The organism is Variovorax sp. GW821-FHT10B04 (genome assembly GCF_059415645.1).
This window is the reverse complement of the sequence record NZ_JBWKNQ010000001.1, coordinates 973,414-993,586: the sequence shown is the minus strand read 5'-3', so window position 1 is coordinate 993,586 and position 20,173 is coordinate 973,414. Positions and strand designations below refer to the sequence as shown.

The 20,173-nt window shown below is 68.4% G+C and carries 21 protein-coding genes; 16 read left to right on the top strand and 5 right to left on the bottom strand.

Annotated elements, in window-relative coordinates; translation table 11 throughout:
• Positions 1–3 precede the first annotated feature (3 nt).
• The 13 genes from AC07PZ_RS04760 (at position 4) to AC07PZ_RS04700 (ending at position 12,005) form a co-directional block, all read left to right on the top strand.
• Entirely contained in the window at positions 4–1,731 is a 1,728-nt protein-coding gene (locus AC07PZ_RS04760) for a secretin GspD/PilQ domain-containing protein (protein ID WP_495293861.1), read from the top strand.
• On the top strand, positions 1,728–2,201 hold the full coding sequence (locus AC07PZ_RS04755) for a type II secretion system protein (RefSeq protein WP_495293860.1): 474 nt from the start codon (positions 1,728–1,730) through the stop codon (positions 2,199–2,201). The genes AC07PZ_RS04760 and AC07PZ_RS04755 overlap by 4 nt, the downstream gene beginning before the upstream one ends.
• Before the next feature lie 5 nt (positions 2,202–2,206).
• Positions 2,207–2,584 (top strand): type II secretion system protein, encoded by a 378-nt coding sequence (locus AC07PZ_RS04750; protein WP_495293859.1) that lies wholly within the window; start codon positions 2,207–2,209, stop codon positions 2,582–2,584.
• A 52-nt stretch (positions 2,585–2,636) separates the two neighbouring features.
• Positions 2,637–3,056 (top strand): type II secretion system protein, encoded by a 420-nt coding sequence (locus AC07PZ_RS04745; protein ID WP_495293858.1) that lies wholly within the window; start codon positions 2,637–2,639, stop codon positions 3,054–3,056.
• A gap of 180 nt (positions 3,057–3,236) precedes the next feature.
• A complete protein-coding gene (locus tag AC07PZ_RS04740) occupies positions 3,237–4,094 on the top strand; it encodes an IclR family transcriptional regulator (protein ID WP_495293857.1) in 858 nt (285 codons plus the stop codon).
• An 84-nt stretch (positions 4,095–4,178) separates the two neighbouring features.
• On the top strand, positions 4,179–5,447 hold the full coding sequence (locus tag AC07PZ_RS04735; protein ID WP_495293856.1) for an alpha-hydroxy acid oxidase: 1,269 nt from the start codon (positions 4,179–4,181) through the stop codon (positions 5,445–5,447).
• 10 nt (positions 5,448–5,457) lie between these two features.
• Positions 5,458–6,426: a Bug family tripartite tricarboxylate transporter substrate binding protein gene (locus tag AC07PZ_RS04730; RefSeq protein ID WP_495293855.1), complete on the top strand. Its 969-nt coding sequence runs from the start codon at positions 5,458–5,460 to the stop codon at positions 6,424–6,426.
• Positions 6,427–6,496: 70 nt separating this feature from the next.
• A complete protein-coding gene (locus AC07PZ_RS04725; protein WP_495293854.1) occupies positions 6,497–7,390 on the top strand; it encodes a TauD/TfdA dioxygenase family protein in 894 nt (297 codons plus the stop codon).
• Between the two features lie 22 nt (positions 7,391–7,412).
• Entirely contained in the window at positions 7,413–8,120 is a 708-nt protein-coding gene (locus AC07PZ_RS04720) for a 4-carboxy-4-hydroxy-2-oxoadipate aldolase/oxaloacetate decarboxylase (RefSeq protein ID WP_495293853.1), read from the top strand.
• Between the two features lie 57 nt (positions 8,121–8,177).
• Positions 8,178–9,182: a TRAP transporter substrate-binding protein DctP gene (dctP, locus tag AC07PZ_RS04715; RefSeq protein ID WP_495293852.1), complete on the top strand. Its 1,005-nt coding sequence runs from the start codon at positions 8,178–8,180 to the stop codon at positions 9,180–9,182.
• Between the two features lie 2 nt (positions 9,183–9,184).
• Complete coding sequence (locus AC07PZ_RS04710) at positions 9,185–9,763, top strand: TRAP transporter small permease (protein WP_495293851.1); 579 nt, start codon at positions 9,185–9,187, stop codon at positions 9,761–9,763.
• The gene (locus AC07PZ_RS04705) at positions 9,760–11,061 is read left to right on the top strand and encodes a TRAP transporter large permease (RefSeq protein ID WP_495293850.1); all 1,302 of its coding nucleotides are present in this window, start codon (positions 9,760–9,762) and stop codon (positions 11,059–11,061) included. Before AC07PZ_RS04710 ends, AC07PZ_RS04705 begins: the two co-directional genes overlap by 4 nt.
• Positions 11,062–11,084: 23 nt before the next feature.
• Complete coding sequence (locus AC07PZ_RS04700) at positions 11,085–12,005, top strand: SMP-30/gluconolactonase/LRE family protein (protein WP_495293849.1); 921 nt, start codon at positions 11,085–11,087, stop codon at positions 12,003–12,005.
• A gap of 13 nt (positions 12,006–12,018) precedes the next feature.
• Here AC07PZ_RS04700 and AC07PZ_RS04695 read toward each other — a convergent pair whose 3' ends face one another.
• Complete coding sequence (locus AC07PZ_RS04695) at positions 12,019–13,317, bottom strand: solute carrier family 23 protein (protein ID WP_495293848.1); 1,299 nt, start codon at positions 13,315–13,317, stop codon at positions 12,019–12,021.
• Between the two features lie 128 nt (positions 13,318–13,445).
• Between AC07PZ_RS04695 and AC07PZ_RS04690 the strand changes: the two genes are divergently transcribed.
• The gene (locus AC07PZ_RS04690; RefSeq protein ID WP_495293847.1) at positions 13,446–14,591 is read left to right on the top strand and encodes an acyl-CoA dehydrogenase family protein; all 1,146 of its coding nucleotides are present in this window, start codon (positions 13,446–13,448) and stop codon (positions 14,589–14,591) included.
• Positions 14,592–14,635: 44 nt separating this feature from the next.
• The gene (locus AC07PZ_RS04685) at positions 14,636–14,863 is read left to right on the top strand and encodes a DUF7661 family protein (protein ID WP_495293953.1); all 228 of its coding nucleotides are present in this window, start codon (positions 14,636–14,638) and stop codon (positions 14,861–14,863) included.
• A gap of 16 nt (positions 14,864–14,879) precedes the next feature.
• Here AC07PZ_RS04685 and AC07PZ_RS04680 read toward each other — a convergent pair whose 3' ends face one another.
• Positions 14,880–15,797, bottom strand: coding sequence for a LysR family transcriptional regulator (locus AC07PZ_RS04680; protein WP_495293846.1), 918 nt, complete (start codon positions 15,795–15,797; stop codon positions 14,880–14,882).
• 159 nt (positions 15,798–15,956) lie between these two features.
• Between AC07PZ_RS04680 and AC07PZ_RS04675 the strand changes: the two genes are divergently transcribed.
• Complete coding sequence (locus AC07PZ_RS04675; RefSeq protein ID WP_495293845.1) at positions 15,957–16,835, top strand: aldo/keto reductase family oxidoreductase; 879 nt, start codon at positions 15,957–15,959, stop codon at positions 16,833–16,835.
• 63 nt (positions 16,836–16,898) lie between these two features.
• Here AC07PZ_RS04675 and AC07PZ_RS04670 read toward each other — a convergent pair whose 3' ends face one another.
• The 3 genes from AC07PZ_RS04670 to AC07PZ_RS04660 are packed head-to-tail and all read right to left on the bottom strand — an operon-like array spanning position 16,899 to position 20,165.
• The gene (locus AC07PZ_RS04670; protein WP_495293844.1) at positions 16,899–17,912 is read right to left on the bottom strand and encodes an HpcH/HpaI aldolase/citrate lyase family protein; all 1,014 of its coding nucleotides are present in this window, start codon (positions 17,910–17,912) and stop codon (positions 16,899–16,901) included.
• Positions 17,913–17,925: 13 nt separating this feature from the next.
• A complete protein-coding gene (locus tag AC07PZ_RS04665; RefSeq protein WP_495293843.1) occupies positions 17,926–19,179 on the bottom strand; it encodes a CaiB/BaiF CoA transferase family protein in 1,254 nt (417 codons plus the stop codon).
• On the bottom strand, positions 19,176–20,165 hold the full coding sequence (locus AC07PZ_RS04660; protein ID WP_495293842.1) for an HpcH/HpaI aldolase/citrate lyase family protein: 990 nt from the start codon (positions 20,163–20,165) through the stop codon (positions 19,176–19,178). Before AC07PZ_RS04660 ends, AC07PZ_RS04665 begins: the two co-directional genes overlap by 4 nt.
• Between the last annotated feature and the right edge of the window lie 8 nt (positions 20,166–20,173).

The following is a 20,173-nucleotide window of genomic DNA, read 5'->3' as shown; positions in this document are numbered from 1 at the left end:
TCCGTGCCGCGTTCTGTGACGAATCTCATGGCGTCGTGTCTGCTGCTCGGACTTCTGTCCGGCTGCGCCGCACCACAGGAAGAAAAGCGGGCTGAACAACTGCTCGCCAACGGCGACACCGACGCCGCGCTGCTTCTGCTGGCGCCACTGGCAAAGAGCGACCCGACCGGCTACCGGTTGAAGTACCTGCAGGTCCGTGACAGTCATCTGCGCGACCTGCTGCAGAAGGCGAGACGCAGCGCAGCCGAAGGAAGCCACGAGGGCGCGGCCGCCGCCACGGAGAGCTACCGCGCCATGCTGCGCCTGGACCCGCAGAACGAGACGGCGCTCGCGGGCCTCATAGCACTCGATCGCGAGGCTCAGCGGCAGCGGCAAGGCGTCGAGCTCGAACGCAACCGGGGCCTGGCTGCCGAGCCGGTGCTGTCCGAATCGCTGAAGAAGCCTGTCACGCTGGCGTTGCGCGACGTGAGCATCCAGATGGTGTTCGAGATTCTTTCGCGCACAGCCAACATCAATTTCGTGCTCGACAAGGACGTCAAGGCCGACATCAGGACCACGATCTTTGCGAAGAACACGTCGATCGAAGATGCGCTGAACCTGGTGTTGCGGACCAGCCAGCTCAGCCGGAAGATCCTCAACGAAACGACGCTGCTGATCTACCCCGATTCCGACGAGAAGAAGAGGCGCTACGAAGACCTGGTGATGCGCACCTTCTATCTGAAGAACGCAGACCCGAAGAAGATGCAGGAGATGGTCAAGACGCTGATCGCGCCGAAGTCGATGTACGTCGACGACCGGTTCAAGATGATGGTGGTCCGCGACAACCTCGACGTCATCGCAGCGGTCGAGCGGCTGGTGGCGAGCTACGACATCGCCGATCCCGAAGTATTGCTGGAAGTCGAGATCCTGGAGGTCAATGCCAACGGCTTGCTCAATGCCGGTATCCAGTACCCGGACCGCCTGTCGGTCAGTGTTCATGGCGGCGCCGGGCCGGCCGGGCAACTGACGATCGACGAGCTTCGCAACCTCAACCGAAACAGTTTCGACCTGTTCCTGCCCGATCCGTTGCTGGCACTGAACCTGAAGCAGACCAGCAGCGACGCCAAGACGCTGGCCAACCCGCGCATCCGTGTCACCAACCGGCAGAAGGCCAAGATCCTGATCGGCGACAAGGTGCCGGTGATCACCACCACGACCAACCAGACCTCCAGCGCGTCGATGGAGTCGGTCAACTACCTGGACGTGGGGTTGAAGCTGGAGGTCACGCCGGAGATCCATGTGAACGGCGAAGTGACGATCGCGATCGACCTCGAAGTCAGCAATGTGGTCAAGGAGATCCGTTCGACCACCGGACTGCTGGCCTATCAGATCGGAACCCGCAATGCCAGCACCGTGCTTCGCTTGCGCGATGGCGAGACGCAGGCTCTCGCGGGTCTTTTGAAGGACGAGCAGAACACGAATGCAGCTGGTATTCCGGGGCTGGGCACGCTGCCTGGCATCGGGCGGCTGTTCTCGAACCAGACCCACACCAGCGGGCGTTCGGAGGTCGTGCTGCTGATCACGCCGCGCATCGTTCGATCGATGCCGACGCCGCCTGCCGACGTCGTGGAGTTCCCGTCCGGTACTGCGGACAGCCCGTCCGTGCGGCCCATGCGCCTGACGCCCGCTGCGCAGTACAGCGGCAGCGACGCGCAGTTGGCCCAGCCGACACCCGACGGGGCACAGCCATGAAGTCCTCGCGTGGCTTCACGCTGATCGAGATGATGGTCACGGTGGTCCTCGTCGGCATCCTCGCTTCCGTGGTCGTGCCGCTGACGCAGATGTCGATACAGCGTGGGCGCGAACAGGATCTCCGGGTTGCGCTGCGCGAGATCCGTACCGCGATCGACGCCTACAAGCGGGCCGGTGACGAAGGACGCATCCATCGTTCGGCCACGACGACAGGCTATCCCGCCGCACTGGACGTTCTGGTCACGGGCGAGCCCGATCTGCAGGACGTGGCGAAGCGCAGGATCCACTTTCTGCGCCGTGTGCCGCGCGATCCGATGAACCCCGACATGAAGCTCTCGCCGGCGGACACGTGGGCGAAGCGGTCCTATGCAAGCGAGGCGGATCAGCCACAGGCGGGCGACGACGTGTACGACGTCCGTTCGACCAGCACGCGCTTGGGGCTGAACGGCTTGCCGTATGCCCGATGGTGAGCGACATGAGGCGGCGCACCGGCTTCACGCTGATCGAGTTGCTCGTCGTGATGGCGATCGTCTCGGCGTTGTTGAGCATCGTGGCGCCGCGCTACATGCGAAAGATCGACGTGGCCAAGGAGGCCGCGTTGCGGGAGAACCTGAATGGCTTGCGCATTGCGCTAGACCAGTTCGACAGCGACAAGGGAAGCTATCCCGAGAAGCTGTCCGATCTGGTCGGCCAACGTTATCTGCGGGCCTTGCCGATGGACCCGCTGACCGAGCGCAGGGACTCGTGGGTCGCCTCGGTTCGCGAAGAGGAGGGTGGCAGGCGCGTGGTCAGCGACGTGCACAGCGGTGCGCCTGGAAATGGGCTCGATGGAACACCGTATGGGTCTTGGTAGTCGCGATGCGCCGCGTGGAGGGCATCCGCAGCACGGCGTCGGATATCTCTTCATGTTGCTCATCGTCTTCCTCCTGTCGCTCGGCCTCGGCAAGGCCGTGGAGGTCTACGCGAACAGCGTGCAGAGGTCGCGTGAAGAAGAGCTGGTCCATGTGGCGTCCCTGTACCGCGAGGCCATCAAGGACTACTACCTGAGCGCACCGGACGGCCAGCACCGCTATCCCGATCGCGTCGAGGATCTGCTGAAGGATTCCCGGCATCTGGTCACGCGGCGCTATCTGCGTCAGCTCTACCCGGACCCGATGACGGCGCAGGCGTTCACGTTGCTGCTGGCGCCGCAGGGCGGCATTCGGGGCGTGGCGAGTGGCTCGATCGCGCAGCCGATACGGGCGAAAGCGCCGCGGGATGTGGTCATGCCCGCATCGGGCGATATCAGGTACAGCGACTGGCAGTTCGTCTACGACGGCGTGTAGCGGTTCGGGGAGCCGTCGTCGCTGCCGGCCCTGCCGGCGGGCGCCATCGGCCAAGTTAGCGCTTCTACTGCTGCGGTGCGCGGCAGGCCGGCGCATGATGAATTCACCTCGTCCGAGGCATCCAATTCATCCACGCGCGTGCAGGCGATGCACGCGCGGCCTTGTCGGAACCCCGTCCCCGTGAAGACCCAAAAGAACACGCCCGCCTCCGAGCGCAACGGAACCCAGAGCATCGAACGCGCGCTGCGCGTGCTGCGCGAACTCGCTGCGCGCGGCGAATTCGGCTGGCGCCTGTCCGATCTGGCCACGCGTTGCGACGTCGACAAGGGCACGGTGCACCGCGTGCTGGCCTGCCTGGTGCGAGAGCGCTTCGTCCAGCAGCGCGCGGCCGACAAGCATTACTTTCCCGGGCCGATGCTGTACGAACTCGGCCTGTCGCTGACCGGCTATGCGGCCTTTCAGCAAGCCTGCGAACGTCGCCTCGCGAAGTTCGCGGCCGAGACCGAAGCGATCGCCTGGCTGATGCTGCGCAGCGGCAACGAGTACGTGTGCAACGTGCGCAAAGGCGACCTCGAACTTCGCGGGCTGATGGTGCACGTCGGCACGCGGCGCCCGCTGTTCACCTCCGTCGGCGGCGTCGCCATCCTGCAGACGCTGCCGCATCTCGAAGCCGAGAACATCCTGGCCGACAACGTGCAGCAGGAGATCCTGCAGCGCGGCGAAGGGCGGCTCGATGCACTGCGCAAGATGCGCGAGCGCTCGCAGCGCCACGGCTTCGGCGTCAACCTGGGCGACGTGGCGCCGGGCGTGCACGCGTTCGCGGTGCCGGTCTGCGGTGCCGATGGGCGTGGCGTGGCCGCGGTCTGCCTGACCGGCCTGCCGGAGCAACTCGGCGAGGCGCGCGTCGATGCCGTGCGCGACGCATTGGACGAGGTCGCGGCGGACGTGCAGGCCGATGCGCGCCAGTTCCTCGGCGTGTTGATGCAAGTGCCTGGCATCGGCACGCTCGACCCGGCTGCGATCGACAAGTTCAAATAGTGAAACTCCGAGTTGCGGCCCTATGGGCAGCAAAAAGTACCGTCGATATTCTCGAAAGGAGAGACAACTCCACAACGAGAAGCGATGAACGTGAAGACCGCGGTCAACCTCGAAGACCTGCGCCAGATGGCGCGCCGCAAGCTGCCCCGCATTGCCTTTGATTTCATCGACGGCGGCGTCGACGACGAGGACTGCATGCGCCGCAACCGCGAGGCCTTCCGGCGTTTTCAACTGGTGCCGCGCTACCTGGTCGACGTGTCCCGGCGCGACCAGTCGACCGAGCTGCTGGGCCGCCGCTACGCGAGCCCCTTCGGCATCTCGCCGACCGGACTGGCGGGCCTCTTCCATCCGGGTGCCGACGAACTGCTGGCCGCTGCGGCCAAGGCGGCGGACGTCCCTTTTCTCCTGTCGAGCGCGAGCAACGCGGCGGTCGAGAAGGTCGCGAAGATCGCGCCCGACCATGTCTGGTTCCAGATCTACGGCACCCGCGACGAACGCATCAACACCGACCTGGTGAAGCGCGCGCGCGATGCCGGCGTGCACACGCTGGTGGTGTCGGTCGACGTGCCCGTCAACTCCAACCGCGAGCGCAATCGCCGCAACGGCTTCTCGCGGCCCTTCCGCATGACGCCGGCCGTCGTGTTCGAGGCACTGGGCCATCCGGCCTGGGTGCTGCGCTACCTGCGCAGCGGCGGCATTCCGATGATGAGCAACTGGGCGCCGTACGGGCCCGAAGGCGCATCGGCTTCGGAAGTGGCCGATCTCTACGGCACGCTGACACCGGCGCCGATGATCCGGTGGCAGACGCTCGAACGCATCCGCGCGGACTGGCGCGGCCCGCTGGTGGTGAAGGGCCTGCTGCATCCCGACGATGCGCGGCAGGCCGCATCGATCGGCGTGAACGGGATCATCGTGTCCAACCACGGCGGCCGCCAGCTCGACGTCGCGCCGACGCCGATCGAGATGCTGCCCGCCATCCGCGCGGCGGTCGGCGACCAGGTCGAGCTGATGGTCGACAGCGGCGTGCGGCGCGGCTCCGACATCGTGATCGCGCGCTGCCTGGGCGCGCGCTTCGCCTTCTTCGGCCGGCCCACGTTGTTCGGTGCTGCGGCCGGTGGCGCCGACGGCATCGCACGCGCGCTGCAGATCGTGCGCAACGAGATCGACGTGGTCATGGCGCAGATCGGATGCAGCGCCTTCGATGCGCTCGATGCGCGCTACCTGCGGACCGAAGGGCAGGGCATGCCGGCCCTGCAGACCCCGGCGACGGCGCCCGCAGCCACTGCCGCGGGTGCGGTGGCCGCGGTCGACAACAGGACGAGGCCTGCCATGGACCTGTCCATCCAACCATAAGGAGACGACGATGACTTCCATTTCCCGGTCCCTGCGCTGGCTGGCCGCCGTGCCGCTGGCGCTCATGCTCGCCGCGGGCGCGGCAGCGCAGAACTATCCGAACCGGCCCATCCGGATCATCGTGGCCTATCCGCCAGGTCAGAGCACCGACATCGCCACGCGCTACTTCGCGTCGAAGCTGTCGGCGGCTTTCAACGAAGGCGTCGTGGTGGAGAACCGTCCCGGCGCCTTCGGCAACATCGGCACCGCCTATGCGGCGCGCGCCACGCCCGACGGCTACACGCTGATCATGGGCGCGTCCGGCACGCATGCGATGAACCCCGCGCTGTACGACAACATCGGCTTCGACGCCGAGAAGGACTTCGAGCCGATCATCGCCACGGCCTTCATCCCGATGGTCATCTCGGCGCATCCGTCGCTCAACGTCAACTCGCTGGCCGAGCTCATCCAGATGGCGAGGACACGGCCCGACAAGATCGACGTGGGTCTGCCCAGCGTCACCGCGCAACTGGTCTTCGAGATGATCAAGCGGCAGAACGTGCCGCTGTTCGCCATCAAGTACAAGGGCTCGGGCGAGGCGATGACGGCACTGCTGGGCAACCAGGTGCCGGTGCTGATCGACACGGTGGCCGCCTCGCGCGCCCAGTTCGGCAAGATCAAGCCGCTCGCCGTGACCTCGTCGAAGTCGATGGCCGCGCTGCCCGACATCAAGTCGGTGGCCGAGCAGGGGCTCGAAGGCTTCAGCGTGGTCGCATGGAACGCATTGATGGCGCCGCGCGGCACGCCGCCCGAGATCCGCGACCGCCTGGCCGCCGAGATGCGCAAGATCCTCGCGCTGCCGGAAACGGCCAAGGCGCTGTACGACCTGGGCTTCGAACCGGCACCGCCGATGGACCACCGCCAGCTGGTCGCATGGCTGCGGTCCGAACGCCAGACCGATGCGGAAATCATCCGCAGCGCCAACATGAAAGCCGACTGAGTCGATCGATTCAGCCGCTTCCCATTCGTCCGCCAGAGACCTGACTCACCACCCCCAAAGGAGACCTTCCATGTCCGCCATCCTGCAAGAAATCAAGCACCGCAAGCTCCACTCGGATTTCGTGATCGAGATCGAGGAGCAGATCTCCGAACTCCTCGACCAGCCCGACGCCATCGAGCAGATCCGCGAGCTGTGGCGGACCTCGCCGGTGATCATCTTCCGCCGCCAGTCGCTGGAGGAAGAAGAGCAGGTGCGCTTCAGCCAGCTGTTCGGCCACTGCGAGAGCGCCAACCGCAAGGACATCCAGTCGCCGTACCGCGACGAGATCATCTACTTCAGCACGCTGCGCTATGCCGATGGCCGCTTCGTCGGCGGCTTCGCGGGCGGCGACGACGTGGACTGGCACTCGGACCAGACCTTCGTGGTGCGCCCGGCCACCGGCGCGATGCTGTACGGCGTCGAAGTGCCGAAGGGCGGCGGCGACATCTACTGGGCCAACCAGTACGGCGCCTGGGACCGGCTGCCGGCCGACATCCAGAAGCTGGTGGACGGCCGCACCGGCACCTACCGCTATGCGAAGCGCATGGCGATCATGAACACGCTCGAACTCAAGGACAAGGAAAGCCCGCAGGCCAAGAAGATGGCGAGCCTGCCCGACGCGTTCCATCCGGTCGTGCTGACGCATCCTGTCATCGGCCGCAAGGCGCTGTATGCCGATCCGACCACGCTGGTGTCGATCGAGGGGTTGAGCGAGGCCGAGAACGCGCGCGTCCTGCCGATCCTGTTCGAGGCGGGCGGCAGCCCGGAGCTGGTGTATCGCCACAAGGTGCACAACGGCGACCTGATGATGTGGGACAACGGCTGCACGATGCACCGCCGCGACGAGATGCAGCTGAACCAGCCGCGGCTGATGAAGCGCACGACCTTCCGCCTGGCCGCCGACGCGTACTGCGTGCCGCACTGAACCGGCCGCCAGGAGAACCGCCTTGAACAAATCCAAAGTCTTTCTTCGCGTCAACCGCGTGGACGCCGAACTCTGTGCGCAGGCGCGCGAGGTCACGGTGTCGGACCTGCATGAAGCGGCCGCGCCGGGCGGCCGCGGCGGACTGATGTCGAGCCGCATGCGGCCGATCCAGAAGGGCGCGCGCATCGCCGGGCCGGCGGTCACCGCCTTCTGCGCGCCCGGCGACAACCTCATGATGCATCGCGCGCTCTACCTGGCCCAGCCCGGCGACGTGCTGGTGGTGGTGTGCGACGCCGAGACCTCCGGCGCGCAGTGGGGCGACATGGCCGCGCGCTACGCGATGCGCAAGGGCCTGGCGGGCGTGGTCGTGCAGGGCTGCGTGCGCGACACCGACACGGTCGAGGCGCTGGGCTGCCCGGTCTGGTCGACGCACGTCCTGTCGATCCACCCCGACAAGAGCGGGCACGGCTTCGTCAACACGCCGGTCGTCTGCGACGGCGTGCTGGTGCGGCCGGGCGACCTGATCGTGGCCGACGGCGACGGCGTGATCTGCGTGCCGCGGCACGAAGCCGCCGAAACCGTGCAGGCGGCGCTCGCCCGCATGCGCAAGGAAGAAGACATGGCGCAAGCCGTGGCGCGCGGCGAGTCGGTCTGGGACCTCGGCGGCTCGGCGGCGAGCTATGCCCGCATGGACATCGAAGAGATCGACGCTGCATTCGACGACGCCTGAACGCGCGTCCACGGTCCGGCGCACCGGGCCCGTGCTCATCACAACCAGGAGACAAGAATGAGAATTTCGAACAGGGCCGGCACGCGCGCGGCCGCGATGGCGCTTGCCGCCGTCATGGCATGGGCCGCCGTCGGCGTAGCGCAGGCCGCCGATTTCTGGCGCGCCTACACCTACAACGCCGTTGCCACGGTCACCGCGGTCAAGGGCCTGAACGCCATGTTCGATGCGATCAAGAAGGAGACCGGCGGTCAGCTCACCGTGCGCCTGAACCTGGGCGGCACGCTGCCGATCGCGGCGACCAACATCACGCAGGCGGTGGCCGACAACGTGGTGCAGCTCGGCGACGACGCCTTCTTCGTCGGCAGCGCGCCGGTCGGTGCCGTCGTGCGCCTGCCGTTGCTGATCCGCTCGATGGGCGAGTTCGAGAAGGCCTGGGACATCGAGGCGCCGTACCTGCGTGCCGAGTATGCGAAGAAGGACGTGGTCATCCTCGGCCGCTACATCTTTCCGAACAACGTGCTCTGGTCGCGCAAGAAGCTGACCTCGCTGGCGGACATCGAAGGCCAGAAGATCCGGGTGATCGCACCCGAGCAGGCCGACTTCATCAAGATGCTCGGCGGCATTCCGGTCACGCTCGGCACGGCCGAGGTGGCCGCGGCGATCGACCGCGGCGTGATCGACGGCGCGATCACCGCGAGCTCGGGCTACGGCTACGTGTGGCGCGACCTGCTCAAGTACAGCTACCGGCTCAACATCAGCTTCATCGATTCGCTGGTGCTGGTGAACAAGGGCGCCTGGGACAAGCTGTCGCCGGACACCCGCAAGACCGTGCAGGCGGTCGTGGACGCGCACACGCGCCGCATCACCGACGCCATGGCCGCGGAAGAGGACGAAGTCACCCGCAAGCTCGCGGCCGAGGGCATGGTCGTCACCGAGCCGAGCAAGGCCGACATCGCCACCGCGGAAGCCAAGATGGCGCCCTATTGGAAGAGCTGGGCGGGCACGCGCTCGGGCGCCGCGCAGGAAGCCATGCAGAAGATCCTGCCGGTGATCGGGCGCTGAGCATGGCGCCGATTGCAGTGGACATCCCGGCCGCCGCGCCGGAAGACGCCGACGCGTTCAGCCCTTCCATCAGCCTGCTGGAGCGCGTGACCTGTGGCGCGACCGAGATCGCCGTCGTGGTCCTCGTGGTGATGATGGGCGTCGAGATGATCGTGCGCTCCGCCTTCGGCTGGTCGCTCCAGTTCACCAACGAGCTCGGCGGCTACGCGCTGGTCGCGATCACCTTTCTCGGCCTTGCCGCGGGGCAGGCCGAGCATGCGTTCCATCGGGTGCATTTGCTCGATTCCCGACTCACGCCCGCGGGCCGTGCCGGCCTGCGGCTGGTGTTCGACCTGGCGACGACCATCGTCACGGCCGTGCTGTTCTTCGAGTTCACGCGTTTCGCATGGATCACCTGGGCATCGGGCGACGTCGCCGCGACCAGCCTGATGACGCCGCTGTGGATACCGCGGCTGGCCATGCCGCTCGGCACGCTCGCGCTCACGTTGACGCTGCTGCGCACCGTGGCCGCCGACGTGAGGCGGCTTCGTGCCGCCCGGCAGGCGCCGGCCGTGGCCGCGGCTTCGGGGGGCGCACGGTGAGCCCCGAGTACCAGATCATCCTGATCTTCATCCTGTTCCTGGGCCTGCTCGCGGCCGGGATGACCGTGCCCTTCGCGATCCTGCTGCCGGGCGTCGTCTACCTGTACCTGCAGGGCGGGGTCGGCGCGCTGCACGGGCTCGGGCTGGTGAGCTGGGGCAGCATGGACAGCTACACGCTCACGTCCATTCCGCTGTTCGTGCTGATGGCCGAGTTCCTGCAGGGGAGCGGCATCGGGCTGCGCGTGTATGGCGGGCTCTCGAAGCTGGTGCGCAAGGTGCCTGGCGGGCTGCTGCAGACCAACATCGCCGGCTGCGCGATGTTCGCCGCCGTGAGCGGTTCGAGCATCGCGACTGCCGCGGCGATCGGCAAGGTGGCGCTGCCGCAGCTGGAGGCACGCAACTACGACCGGCGCTTTGCCACCGGCACGCTCGCGGCGGGCGGCACGCTGGGCATCCTGGTGCCGCCGAGCATCGCGATGATCGTGTACGGCACCTTCACCGAGACCTCGGTCGCGAAGCTGTTCATGGCGGGCATCGTGCCCGGCGTCATCCTGACGCTGCTGTTCATGATCTACGTCGCGATCGCCGCGCTCATGCGCCCGGAGATCGCACCCAAGGAAACCGGCAGCCTGCCGTGGCGCGTGATCCTGAAGGCCTTGCTCGACGTCGTGCCCTTCGTCGTGCTGATCGTCGCGATCATGGGAACGATCTACAGCGGCGTGGCCACGCCGACCGAAGCGGCCGGTGCCGGCTGCCTGTTCAGCCTCGTGATCTCGCGCATCTGGGGAAGGCTCTCCTGGAAGGAGTTCGTCGAATGCCTGCGGCGCTCGTCGCTGGTGGTCGCGAACATCCTGTTCATCACCTACGCGGCCTTCGTGTTCTCGTACGCGATGAGCTATGCGGGCGTGGGCGAGCAGGTGACGGAATTCATCGTCGGGCTGAAGCTCAACAAGTTCGAGTTCTTCCTCGCGCTGCTGGTGCTCTTCACCGCGCTCGGCGCCTTCGTCGAGAGCCTGGGGATGATCGTCATCACGGTGCCGCTGCTCTATCCGCTGCTGGCGAGCTACGGCATCGATCCGGTCTGGTTCGGCATCGTCGTGGTGGTCTTCATCGAGATGGGGCAGATCACGCCGCCGATCGGCATCAACCTGTTCGTGATCCAGAGCATCTCGCGCGGCAGCCTGACCGACGTGGTGCTCGGCACGGTGCCTTTTCACCTGCTCATGTTCGTGCTGCTGGGCATGCTCGTGATCTGGCCGGAGATTGCGCTCTGGCTGCCGGGCAGCGTGTCCCGCTGACCGCTCTTTCCAAGGAACTCCCGATGTTTGCGCCACCCGTTCGAATCCAGCCCGAAGTCTTCGCGCGCGTGCCCGACGCGTTCATGGTGCGCGAGCGCCGCTCGGCCTGGGCCCACACGCAACTGCACGGCGCGCCCGCGCCGGTCTTCCTGGAAGGGCCGTCGTTCGACCGCGACGGCAATCTCTGGGTGGTCGACATTCCGTGGGGGCGGATCTTCCGGATCGATCCGCAGGGCCGCTTCGCGCTGGCGGCGGAATACGACGGCGAGCCGAACGGGCTGAAGTTCCATCCGGACGGCCGCGCCTTCATCGCCGACTACCGTCGCGGCATCATGGTGCTCGACCCGGCGACGGGCCAGGTCGAGCCATACCTCGAGCGCGCGCGGCTGGAGGGCTTCAAGGGCTGCAACGACCTGTTCTTCGCATCGAACGGCGACCTGTACTTCACCGACCAGGGCCAGACCGGCCTGCAGGACCCGAGCGGCCGGCTGTTCCGCCTGCGTCCCTCGGGCCAGCTGGACTGCGTGCTGTCCGGCATCCCGAGCCCGAACGGCCTGGTGCTCAACCTCGACGAGACCGCCATGCTGCTGGCGGTGACGCGCGACAACGCGATCTGGCGCGTGCCGTTGATGAGCGACGGCACGGCCACCAAGGTGGGCGTGTACATCCAGATGTCCGGCGGCGGCGGACCCGACGGCATTGCGCTGGACAGCAGCGGCGGGCTGGCCGTGTGCCATGTCGGTTTCGGCGCGACCTGGATCTTCAGCCCGAAGGGCGAGCCGCTGTACCGCATCGATTCGCCGGAAGGCCTGTACACGACGAACTGCGCCTACGGTGGCCCCGAGGGCAAGGACCTCTACATCGTCGAATCGCGCTCCGGCACGATCCTCAAGGCGACGCTGCCGGTGGCGGGGCGGGCGATGTATTCGCATGCGGCCGTCTAGCCGCGGCGTCTGATCAGGCGTTCTTCGCCCGCCCCAGCAACGCCCACAGCAAAATCGCCCCGAAGGTCGCCGTCCCGATACCGCCCAGTGCGAACTGGCCGAACTTCAGCGTGAAGTCGCCGGTGCCGATGATCAGCGTGATGGCCGCGACGATCAGGTTGCGGTTCTGCGAGAAGTCGACCTTGTTGTCGACCCAGATCTTGGCGCCGGCCACCGCGATCAGGCCGAACACGACGATGCTCACGCCGCCCATCACCGGCAGCGGGATCGCCTGGATCAGCGCGCCGAACTTGGGGCTGAAGCCCAGCACCAGCGCGATCAGCGCGGCCACCACGAACACCGCGGTCGAGTAGATGCGGGTGGCGGCCATCACGCCGATGTTCTCGGCATAGGTGGTCACGCCGGTGCCGCCGGCCATGCCGCTCACCACGGTCGCCACGCCGTCGCCGATGAAAGCCCGGCCGGTCAGGCGGTCGAGGTTGCGGCCCGTCATGGCGGTCACGGCCTTCAGGTGGCCCAGGTTCTCAGCCACCAGGATGATCGCCACGGGCGCGATCAACAGCATGGCGTTGGCCGTGAACACCGGCGCGGTGAAGGCCGGTGCGCCGAACCAGGCCGCCGCGGCAATGCCGCTCAGGTCGACCGGCTTGCCCAGGCCGAGGCCGTTGGTCAGCACCGCGTACAGCAGGGTGGCGAGGATCAGCCCGACCAGGATCAGCAGGCGCTGCAGCATGCCGCGTGCGAACACGGCCACCAGCCCGACGCACAGAAAGGTCGCGGCCTGCATCCAGGCGTCGAAGTTGCCGGCGGCCATGTTCTTGATGGGCACGCTCGCCAGGTTGAGGCCGATGACGGCCACCACGGCGCCGGTCACCACCGGCGGCATGAAGCGCTCGATCCAGCCGGTGCCCAGCGCCTGCACGATCGCCCCGATGGCGATGTACAGCACGCCGCAGGCGACGATGCCGCCCAGCGCGACCGCGATGTTGGCGTTGGGCCCGCTGCCCGCATAGCCGCTGGCTGCGATCACCACGCCGATGAACGCGAAGCTCGAGCCCAGGTAGCTCGGCACGCGGCCGCCGGTGATGAAGAAGAAGATCAGCGTGCCGACACCGCTCATCAGGATGGCGAGGTTGGGGCTGAAGCCCATGAGGATCGGCGCCAGCACGGTGGCGCCGAACATGGCGATCACGTGCTGCATGCCCATGAGCAGGGTCTGCGGCCAGGGCAGGCGCTCGTCGGGCGCGACCACGGCGCCTTCGGTGGCGCGGACTTCGCGCCAGCCGGCGCGGATCGGATTGCTGGAGTGCATCGGATGTCTCTTTCTTTGTTGTTCGTCGGAACGGGGAGGGAGGCGGGGCCGAACTATAGCGAGCCCGCTGAGCCCGCCGAGCCTGCGAAGGGCTCGGCGCTGCAAGGTGCGCTCCTATGATCGCCCGCATGTCCGTCACCTCTCCCGTCGCTACCCCGGTCATCACCCGCCCGCCGCGCGCGCCCGGCCCCGTCTCGTTTGAACTCGCCGACCATGACCGGCGGCGCCTGCAAGGCGCGGCAGCCGCGGCCGATGCCGCCGGTGCGTTGCAGCCGGCCCAGCAGGCCCTGATGCATCGCCGCGGCTGGATGCGCATGCTCGCGCCGCGCGCCGTCGGTGGCGCCGAGATGCCGCTGCCCGACGCGGTGCGCCTGGAAGAAGCGATCGCCGCCGTGGATGGCAGTTGCGGCTGGGTCGTCACGCTGTGCGCAGGCGCGGGCTGGTTCGCGGGCTTCCTGCCGCCGGACCTGGCGCGCGAGATCGTGGCCACGCATCGCCTTTGCGTGGCGGGCAGCGGCGCACCGGCCGGCGTGGCCGAGCGCGACGGCGCGGGTTGGCGGCTCAGCGGGCACTGGGACTTCGCGAGCGGCGCACCCATGGCGACCCACTTCACCATGAATGCGCTGCTGCGCGAAGCCGGCCAGCCGTTGCGCGATGCCGACGGTGCGCCCCGCGTGCGCGCCTTCATCGTGCCGGCGGGCCAGGTGACCGTCGTGCCCAGCTGGCGCAGCATCGGCTTGCGCGCGACGGGCACGCACGCCTTCAGGCTCGATGCGGTCCGGGTGCCGGCGCGGCAAGGCTTCGACATCCGTCCCGATGCCGCCGTGGCCGACGGTCCGCTGTACCGCTTTCCGTTCCTGCCGCTCGCCTGGGTGACGCTCGCGGCCAACCTGGCCGGCATGGCGCGGCACTTCATCGACCTGGCGGGTGCGCACGTGGCACAGCGCTGGCCGCTGGACGGCCCGGTGCCCGCGCGGCCCGGCCCGCATCGGCTGCTGCAGCAGGCAAGGCACGACCTGGCCGCCGCGCGCGAGGTCTTCCATGCGCGGCTCGACGGTGCATGGGCCGGCGTCTGCGCGGGCCTGCCGCTTCCGGACGCCGATGTGCAGGCATTGCTGGCCGCGTCGCAGGCACTCGTGCAGACGGCACGCCGCAGCGTGGACGAGCTCTATCCCTGCTGCGGATTGCAGGCGGCGCACGAGGCCAGCGCGCTCAACCGCGTCTGGCGCGACCTGCACACCGCCACCCAGCACGCGCTGCTGACACCGCAGTGAACCGCCATGAAGAAGCTGAAGAAGATGAAGAGGAGACCTGCCTGATGCACTACGTCTTCAACGTGTTCGGCCGAATCATGGCCATTGAAAGAGACGGCGATCGCTGGAACTGCTACCTGTCGGGGTCCGACGGCAAGCGCCGCAAGGCCGAGCTGGCGATCCCCCACGACGTCACCCGCGAAGAACTCGCGCAGTATCTGTACGACATCTATCACGAGAGCGCGACACCCACCAACGGCGATGTCGTGGAGGTCGTGCCCGGGCACGGCTAGCGTTGCGGCCGGCCCGTCATCGCTGTGGATCGGACGTGGAGCTGCCCTGAATGAAATCCACGAATGCGCGCAGCGGCGCCGGCAGCAGGCGGCGGCCGGGGTAATACAGGAACGGGCCGGAGAAGCGAGGCCACCAGGCTTCCAGGATGGGTTCGAGCGCGCCGCTGTCGATGTGCGGCCGCAGCCAGTCTTCGAACAGGTAGATCGCGCCGGAGCCCGCCAGGGCGGCATCCACCGCCAGATCGACCGTGCCGCCCAGCTGCACGATCAGCTGCCCCGTCACGTCGATGCGCAGCTTCTCGCCGTCGCGCTCGAAGTCCCAGGGTGGCATCGTGCCGCTGGCGAACCGGCCGCGCAGGCAGGCATGGCCGAGCAGGTCGCGCGGATGCTCCGGCCGGCCGCGGCGATCGAGATAGGCCGGTGCCGCCGCGACGGCGAAACGCTGGACGCGCGGACCGATCGGCACGGCGACCATGTCCTGCTCGAGCCGTTCGTCATAGCGGATGCCGGCGTCGCAGCCGGCGGCCAGCACGTCGACGAAGCCGTCCTCGGCGATCACTTCGAGCGAGATGTCGGGATACCTGGCAAGGAAGCCCGGCACGATCGACGGCAGCACGAGCCGCGCGGCGCTGATCGGCACGTTCAGCTTGAGCGTGCCGGCCGGCCGGTCGCGAAAGCCATTCACCACGTCGAGCGCGGCCTCGACCTCGGTCAGCGCGGGCCGCAGCCTTTCGAGCAGGCGCTGCCCGGCTTCCGTCGGCAGCACGCTGCGTGTCGTGCGGTGCAGCAGCCGCACGCCGAGCTGGGCTTCCAGGCGGCGCACCGCTTCGCTCAGGCCCGACGCGCTGGCGCCGCTCAGGCGCGCGCCGTCGCGAAAGCCCTTCGCCCCCGCCACGGCGACGAATGCGTTCAGATCTCCGAGGTCCACTTTCATTGTCTTGAATTCCGCACAGCCTGTGCCGATTGTGACGGGTTATCAAACAGCGGCCGTGTGCCTAGACTGCGTCGCAGGGGTCCGAACACAGCACGCCCGGCCGATGCGCCAGCGTTGCGCGACCTCGCTTCATCCCCAGGCACACAAGGAAAGACCCGCATGTCCAACACGCCAACCCACAGCACCTTCAACCTCGGCGATCGCGCCGTCAACCGCCTCGGCTATGGCGCCATGCAGCTCGCCGGCCCCGGCGTGTTCGGGCCGCCGAAGGACCGCGAGGCGGCGCTGGCCGTGCTGCGCGAGGCGGTCGCCAGCGGCGTCGACCACATCGACACCAGCGACTTCTATGGCCCGCACGTCACCAACCAGATCATCCGCGAGGCGCTGGCGCCCTACGCGAAGGACCTGGTCATCGTCACCAAGATCGGCGCCAGGCGCTCCGACACCGGCGCGTGGCTGCCGGCGTTCTCGCCCGACGAGCTGAAGCAGGCGGTGCACGACAACCTGCGCAACCTCGGTCTGGACGTGCTGGACGTCGTCAACCTGCGCATCATGTTCGACACGCACGGCCCGGCCGAAGGGTCGATCGAGGCACCGCTGACGGCGCTGGCCGAACTGCAGCGCCAGGGCCTCGTGCGCCATGTCGGCCTGAGCAACGTGACGCCCGCGCAGATCGCCGAGGGGCGCGGCGTCTGCCCGATCGTGTGCGTGCAGAACCAGTACAACCTGGTGCACCGCCACGACGACGCGCTGATCGATGCGCTGGCACGCGACGGCATTCCCTACGTCCCGTTCTTCCCGCTCGGCGGCTTCACGCCGCTGCAGTCGTCGGCGCTGTCCGATGTCGCGCAGCGCCTCGGAGCGACGCCGATGCAGGTCGCGCTGGCCTGGCTGCTGCGCCGGTCGCCCAACATCCTGCTGATCCCGGGTACTTCGTCGGTCGGGCATCTGCGCGAGAACCTCGCCGCGGCAAGGCTGGAACTGCCGGCCGACGCGATCGATGCGCTGGACCGCATCGCCGCAGCCGACGCGGCGTGAGCGCCTGCGCAGGACCCGCGCACCAATGCACGTGCTGATCCACGTGTTGACCCACGTGCCGATTCAGGCGCCGCCGAAGAAGCGCGCCTCGACCGCCGCCGGCAGCGCCACGCCGCCGGCCTTCGCCGCCTGCAGCACGCTCCAGAAATAGCGGTAGGTCGCGCGGTCGTGCAGCTCGCCTTCGTGGCTGATCGGACCCCATTGGGCAGAGCTCGCGGCCAGCAGGATGTCGCCGGCCTGCGTGACCTCGCCGGGTTCGGGTGACATCGCCTCGACGATCGGCCGGATCTGCGCCGGATGCACGCTCCACATCCGCAGGAAGCCGAACTCGCGCCGGGCGCGCTGGGCGTCATTGCCGGTCGCGGCCGGGTCGCGCAGCGACAACGACACGTTGTGCGAGGGCACCACGCCGTTGGCGAGCGCCGCGGCCACGATGCGGGTCTTGGCGCGCACCAGCAGCGGATGCGTGAACTGCCCGGGGCTGCGCATCGCCCGGAAGCCGATGGCGCGCTGGTGGGCGCTCACGAAGTCCATCAGGCCGAAGTCCAGCACCTCGACCTGCGGCAGGGCGGCGAGCTCGAAGGCGTCGCGCAGCGCACCATGCGTTTCGACCAGCACATGGATCGGCAGCGCGCGCCCGAGCCCCGCGACCGCGCTGCGCGCCGCGATGTAGTCGATCATGGTGGCGGCGTCGCCGGTGCAGGTTGCCTTGGGCAGCGTCAGGTAGGCGATGCGGTCGCCCGCCTCGCCGACGAGCGTGTCGACGTCGTTGCGCCATGCGGGCGACGAGGCATCGTGGATGCGCGCGCCCACGCGGCCATGGCGGTTGGCGTCGGACGCGATGGCGTGCGCCGCCATGCGTGCATGCGCAGCCTCCTGGCCGGCCGCGGCGCCGTCCTCGCAATCGCAGGTCACGTCGAACACCGGGCCCATCTCGGCCTGCAGTTCGAAGGCCTTGGCGATCAGCTTCTCGCTGCCGGCGTAGTGCTCGCAAGGCGGCAGCACGGGCAGGGGTTTCTCTCCGTCGAACAGGGCTTCGCGCGGGTGGACGTAGGGGGCGGATGCAGCTTGCGTCATGGTGGGGTGTCGTTCAGATCGCGCGAAGGCCGCGCAGCGTGTCGAGATCGGAGGCGCCGATCCCGAGCAGTTCGGCCAGCACGGCCGCGGTGTCGGCACCGAGCGCGCCGCCGAGGTGGCGCAACACCGGCGGCGTGGCGGACATCCGCGGCTGGGCGGACGGCACGACCATCTCGCCGACGCGCGGATCGTCGATGCGCTGCAGGTTGCCGCGCGCGGCGTACTGCGGGTCGCGGAAGATGTCGTCGATCGACATGATCGGGCCGCAGGGCACGCCGGCCGCGTCGCAGCGCGCGACGGCCTCGGCCATCGGCAGCTTGCCGATCCATCCGGCGATGGCCGCGTTGATTTCCGCGCGGCCGGCCAGGCGCTGCGCATTGGTGGCGAAGCGATCGGGCGCCGCGAGTTCGGGGCGTTCCATCAGTTGCGCCATGCGCTCGAAGATCTTGTCGCTGGAGCAGGCCAGCGCCACCCATTTGCCTTCGGCGGTCTGCCAATGCCCATGCGGCACCACGTGGGGCACGTCGGCGCCCAGCCGGTGGCGGACTTCGTCGAATTTCGCGTAGGCCGGCACCAGTTCGTCGAGCAGCCGGAAGATCGATTCGTACAGCGACACGTCGATCACCTGGCCCCGGCCGGTGCGCTCCGCCACGCGCAGCGCCATCAGCACGCCGAGCGCGCCCCACATGCCGGAGATGTAGTCGGCCAGCGAGGTCGAGCCGGGCACCACCGGCGGGCCGTCGGCCATGCCCGCCAGGTGCGACAGCCCGCCGAAGCCATGGGCCACGCGCGCGAAGCCGGGCTTCTCGCGGTAGGGGCCGGTCTGGCCGTACGCACTCACGCGCAGCATCACGATGCGCGGGTTGGCCGCGGCCAGCACGTCGTAGCCCAGGCCCCACTTCTCCATCGTGCCGGGGCGGAAGTTCTCCAGCACCACGTCCGATTCGGCCACCAGCTTCAGGAACAGCGCGCGCCCCGCCGGCACGCGCAGGTCGAGCGTGACGAAGCGCTTGTTGCGCGCTTCGCTGAGCCAGACGAGCGTGTCGCCGCATTCGGTCGGTGTGCCGAACTTGCGCAACGGATCGCCGCCGCCGGGCTGCTCGATCTTGATGACGTCGGCGCCGAAGTCCGCGAGGATCGTGCCGCTGAAGGGCGCCGCGACGAAGGTCGCGACGTCGAGCACGCGCACGCCGGCGAGTGCCGTCGGCGCGGCGGATGCCACGGCATCGGGTGCGGCGTCGGGTGCGCTGTCGGCCGTGCCGCTCATCGCTTGCCTGCCATGTGCGCGTCGATGGCGGCCTGCCGCTGCTGGATCGAGCGCGCCAGCTTGGCATGCGCGAGGTCGATCAGCACGCCTTTCTCGCCGACCGCGCCATTGCCCGCGGCGTCTGCCGCTTCGAGCGTTCGAAGCACCTGGGCGACCCAGTCCAGCTGGTCGGGCGACGGCGAGTAGACCTCGTTGGCGATCGCGATCTGCGACGGATGGATCGCCCACTTGCCTTCGAAGCCGAGCGACGCGGAGCGCACCGCCGAGGCGCGGTAGCCCTCGCTGTCGCCGAAATCGGTGAACGGGCCGTCGATGGCGCGCACACCGCAGGCGCGGCAGGCGTTGACGATGCGCGCCAGCGCGAAATGCCACTGGTCGTTCCAGTGCCGGTGCCGCACGCCCTGCGCGTCGGGCGCGGTCAGCACCGCGTAGCGCGCGCTCGGCGTGCCGAAGACGAAGTCGTGGGTCCGCATGTCGACCGTGTAGTCGCCGACGCCGAAGATCATGGCTTCGAGCCGGCTGGACGATGCGGCGATTTCCTCCGCATGGGCCACGCCCTGCGAGGTCTCGATCAGCACCTCGATGCCGACCTGCTTGTCGCGCCCCTTCTCGCGTTCGATGCCGACCAGCACCTGTTCGACGAACTGCACGTCGAAGGCGGTGCCGGCCTTGGGCAGCAGCACCATGTCGAGCCGCGGACATTCGCTGACCACGTCGATCAGGTCGCGCAGCGCCCAGGGCGTGTCGAGGCCGTTGATGCGCACGGCCACCGCCTTGTTGCGCCAGTCGATGTGCTTGAGGGCCTCGATCGCCTTGCCGCGCGCCTCGTTCTTGAAGCGGTCCGCCACGGCGTCTTCCAGGTCGAGGAAGACCACGTCGGCGTCGCCTTCGCTGGCGCGCGCGAAGAAGCGCTCGGAGGTGGCCGGCACGGCGAGTTCGGAGCGCTGCAGGCGCTGGCGGCGGGGCTGGATGATGGTTGCGGACACGGGGACTC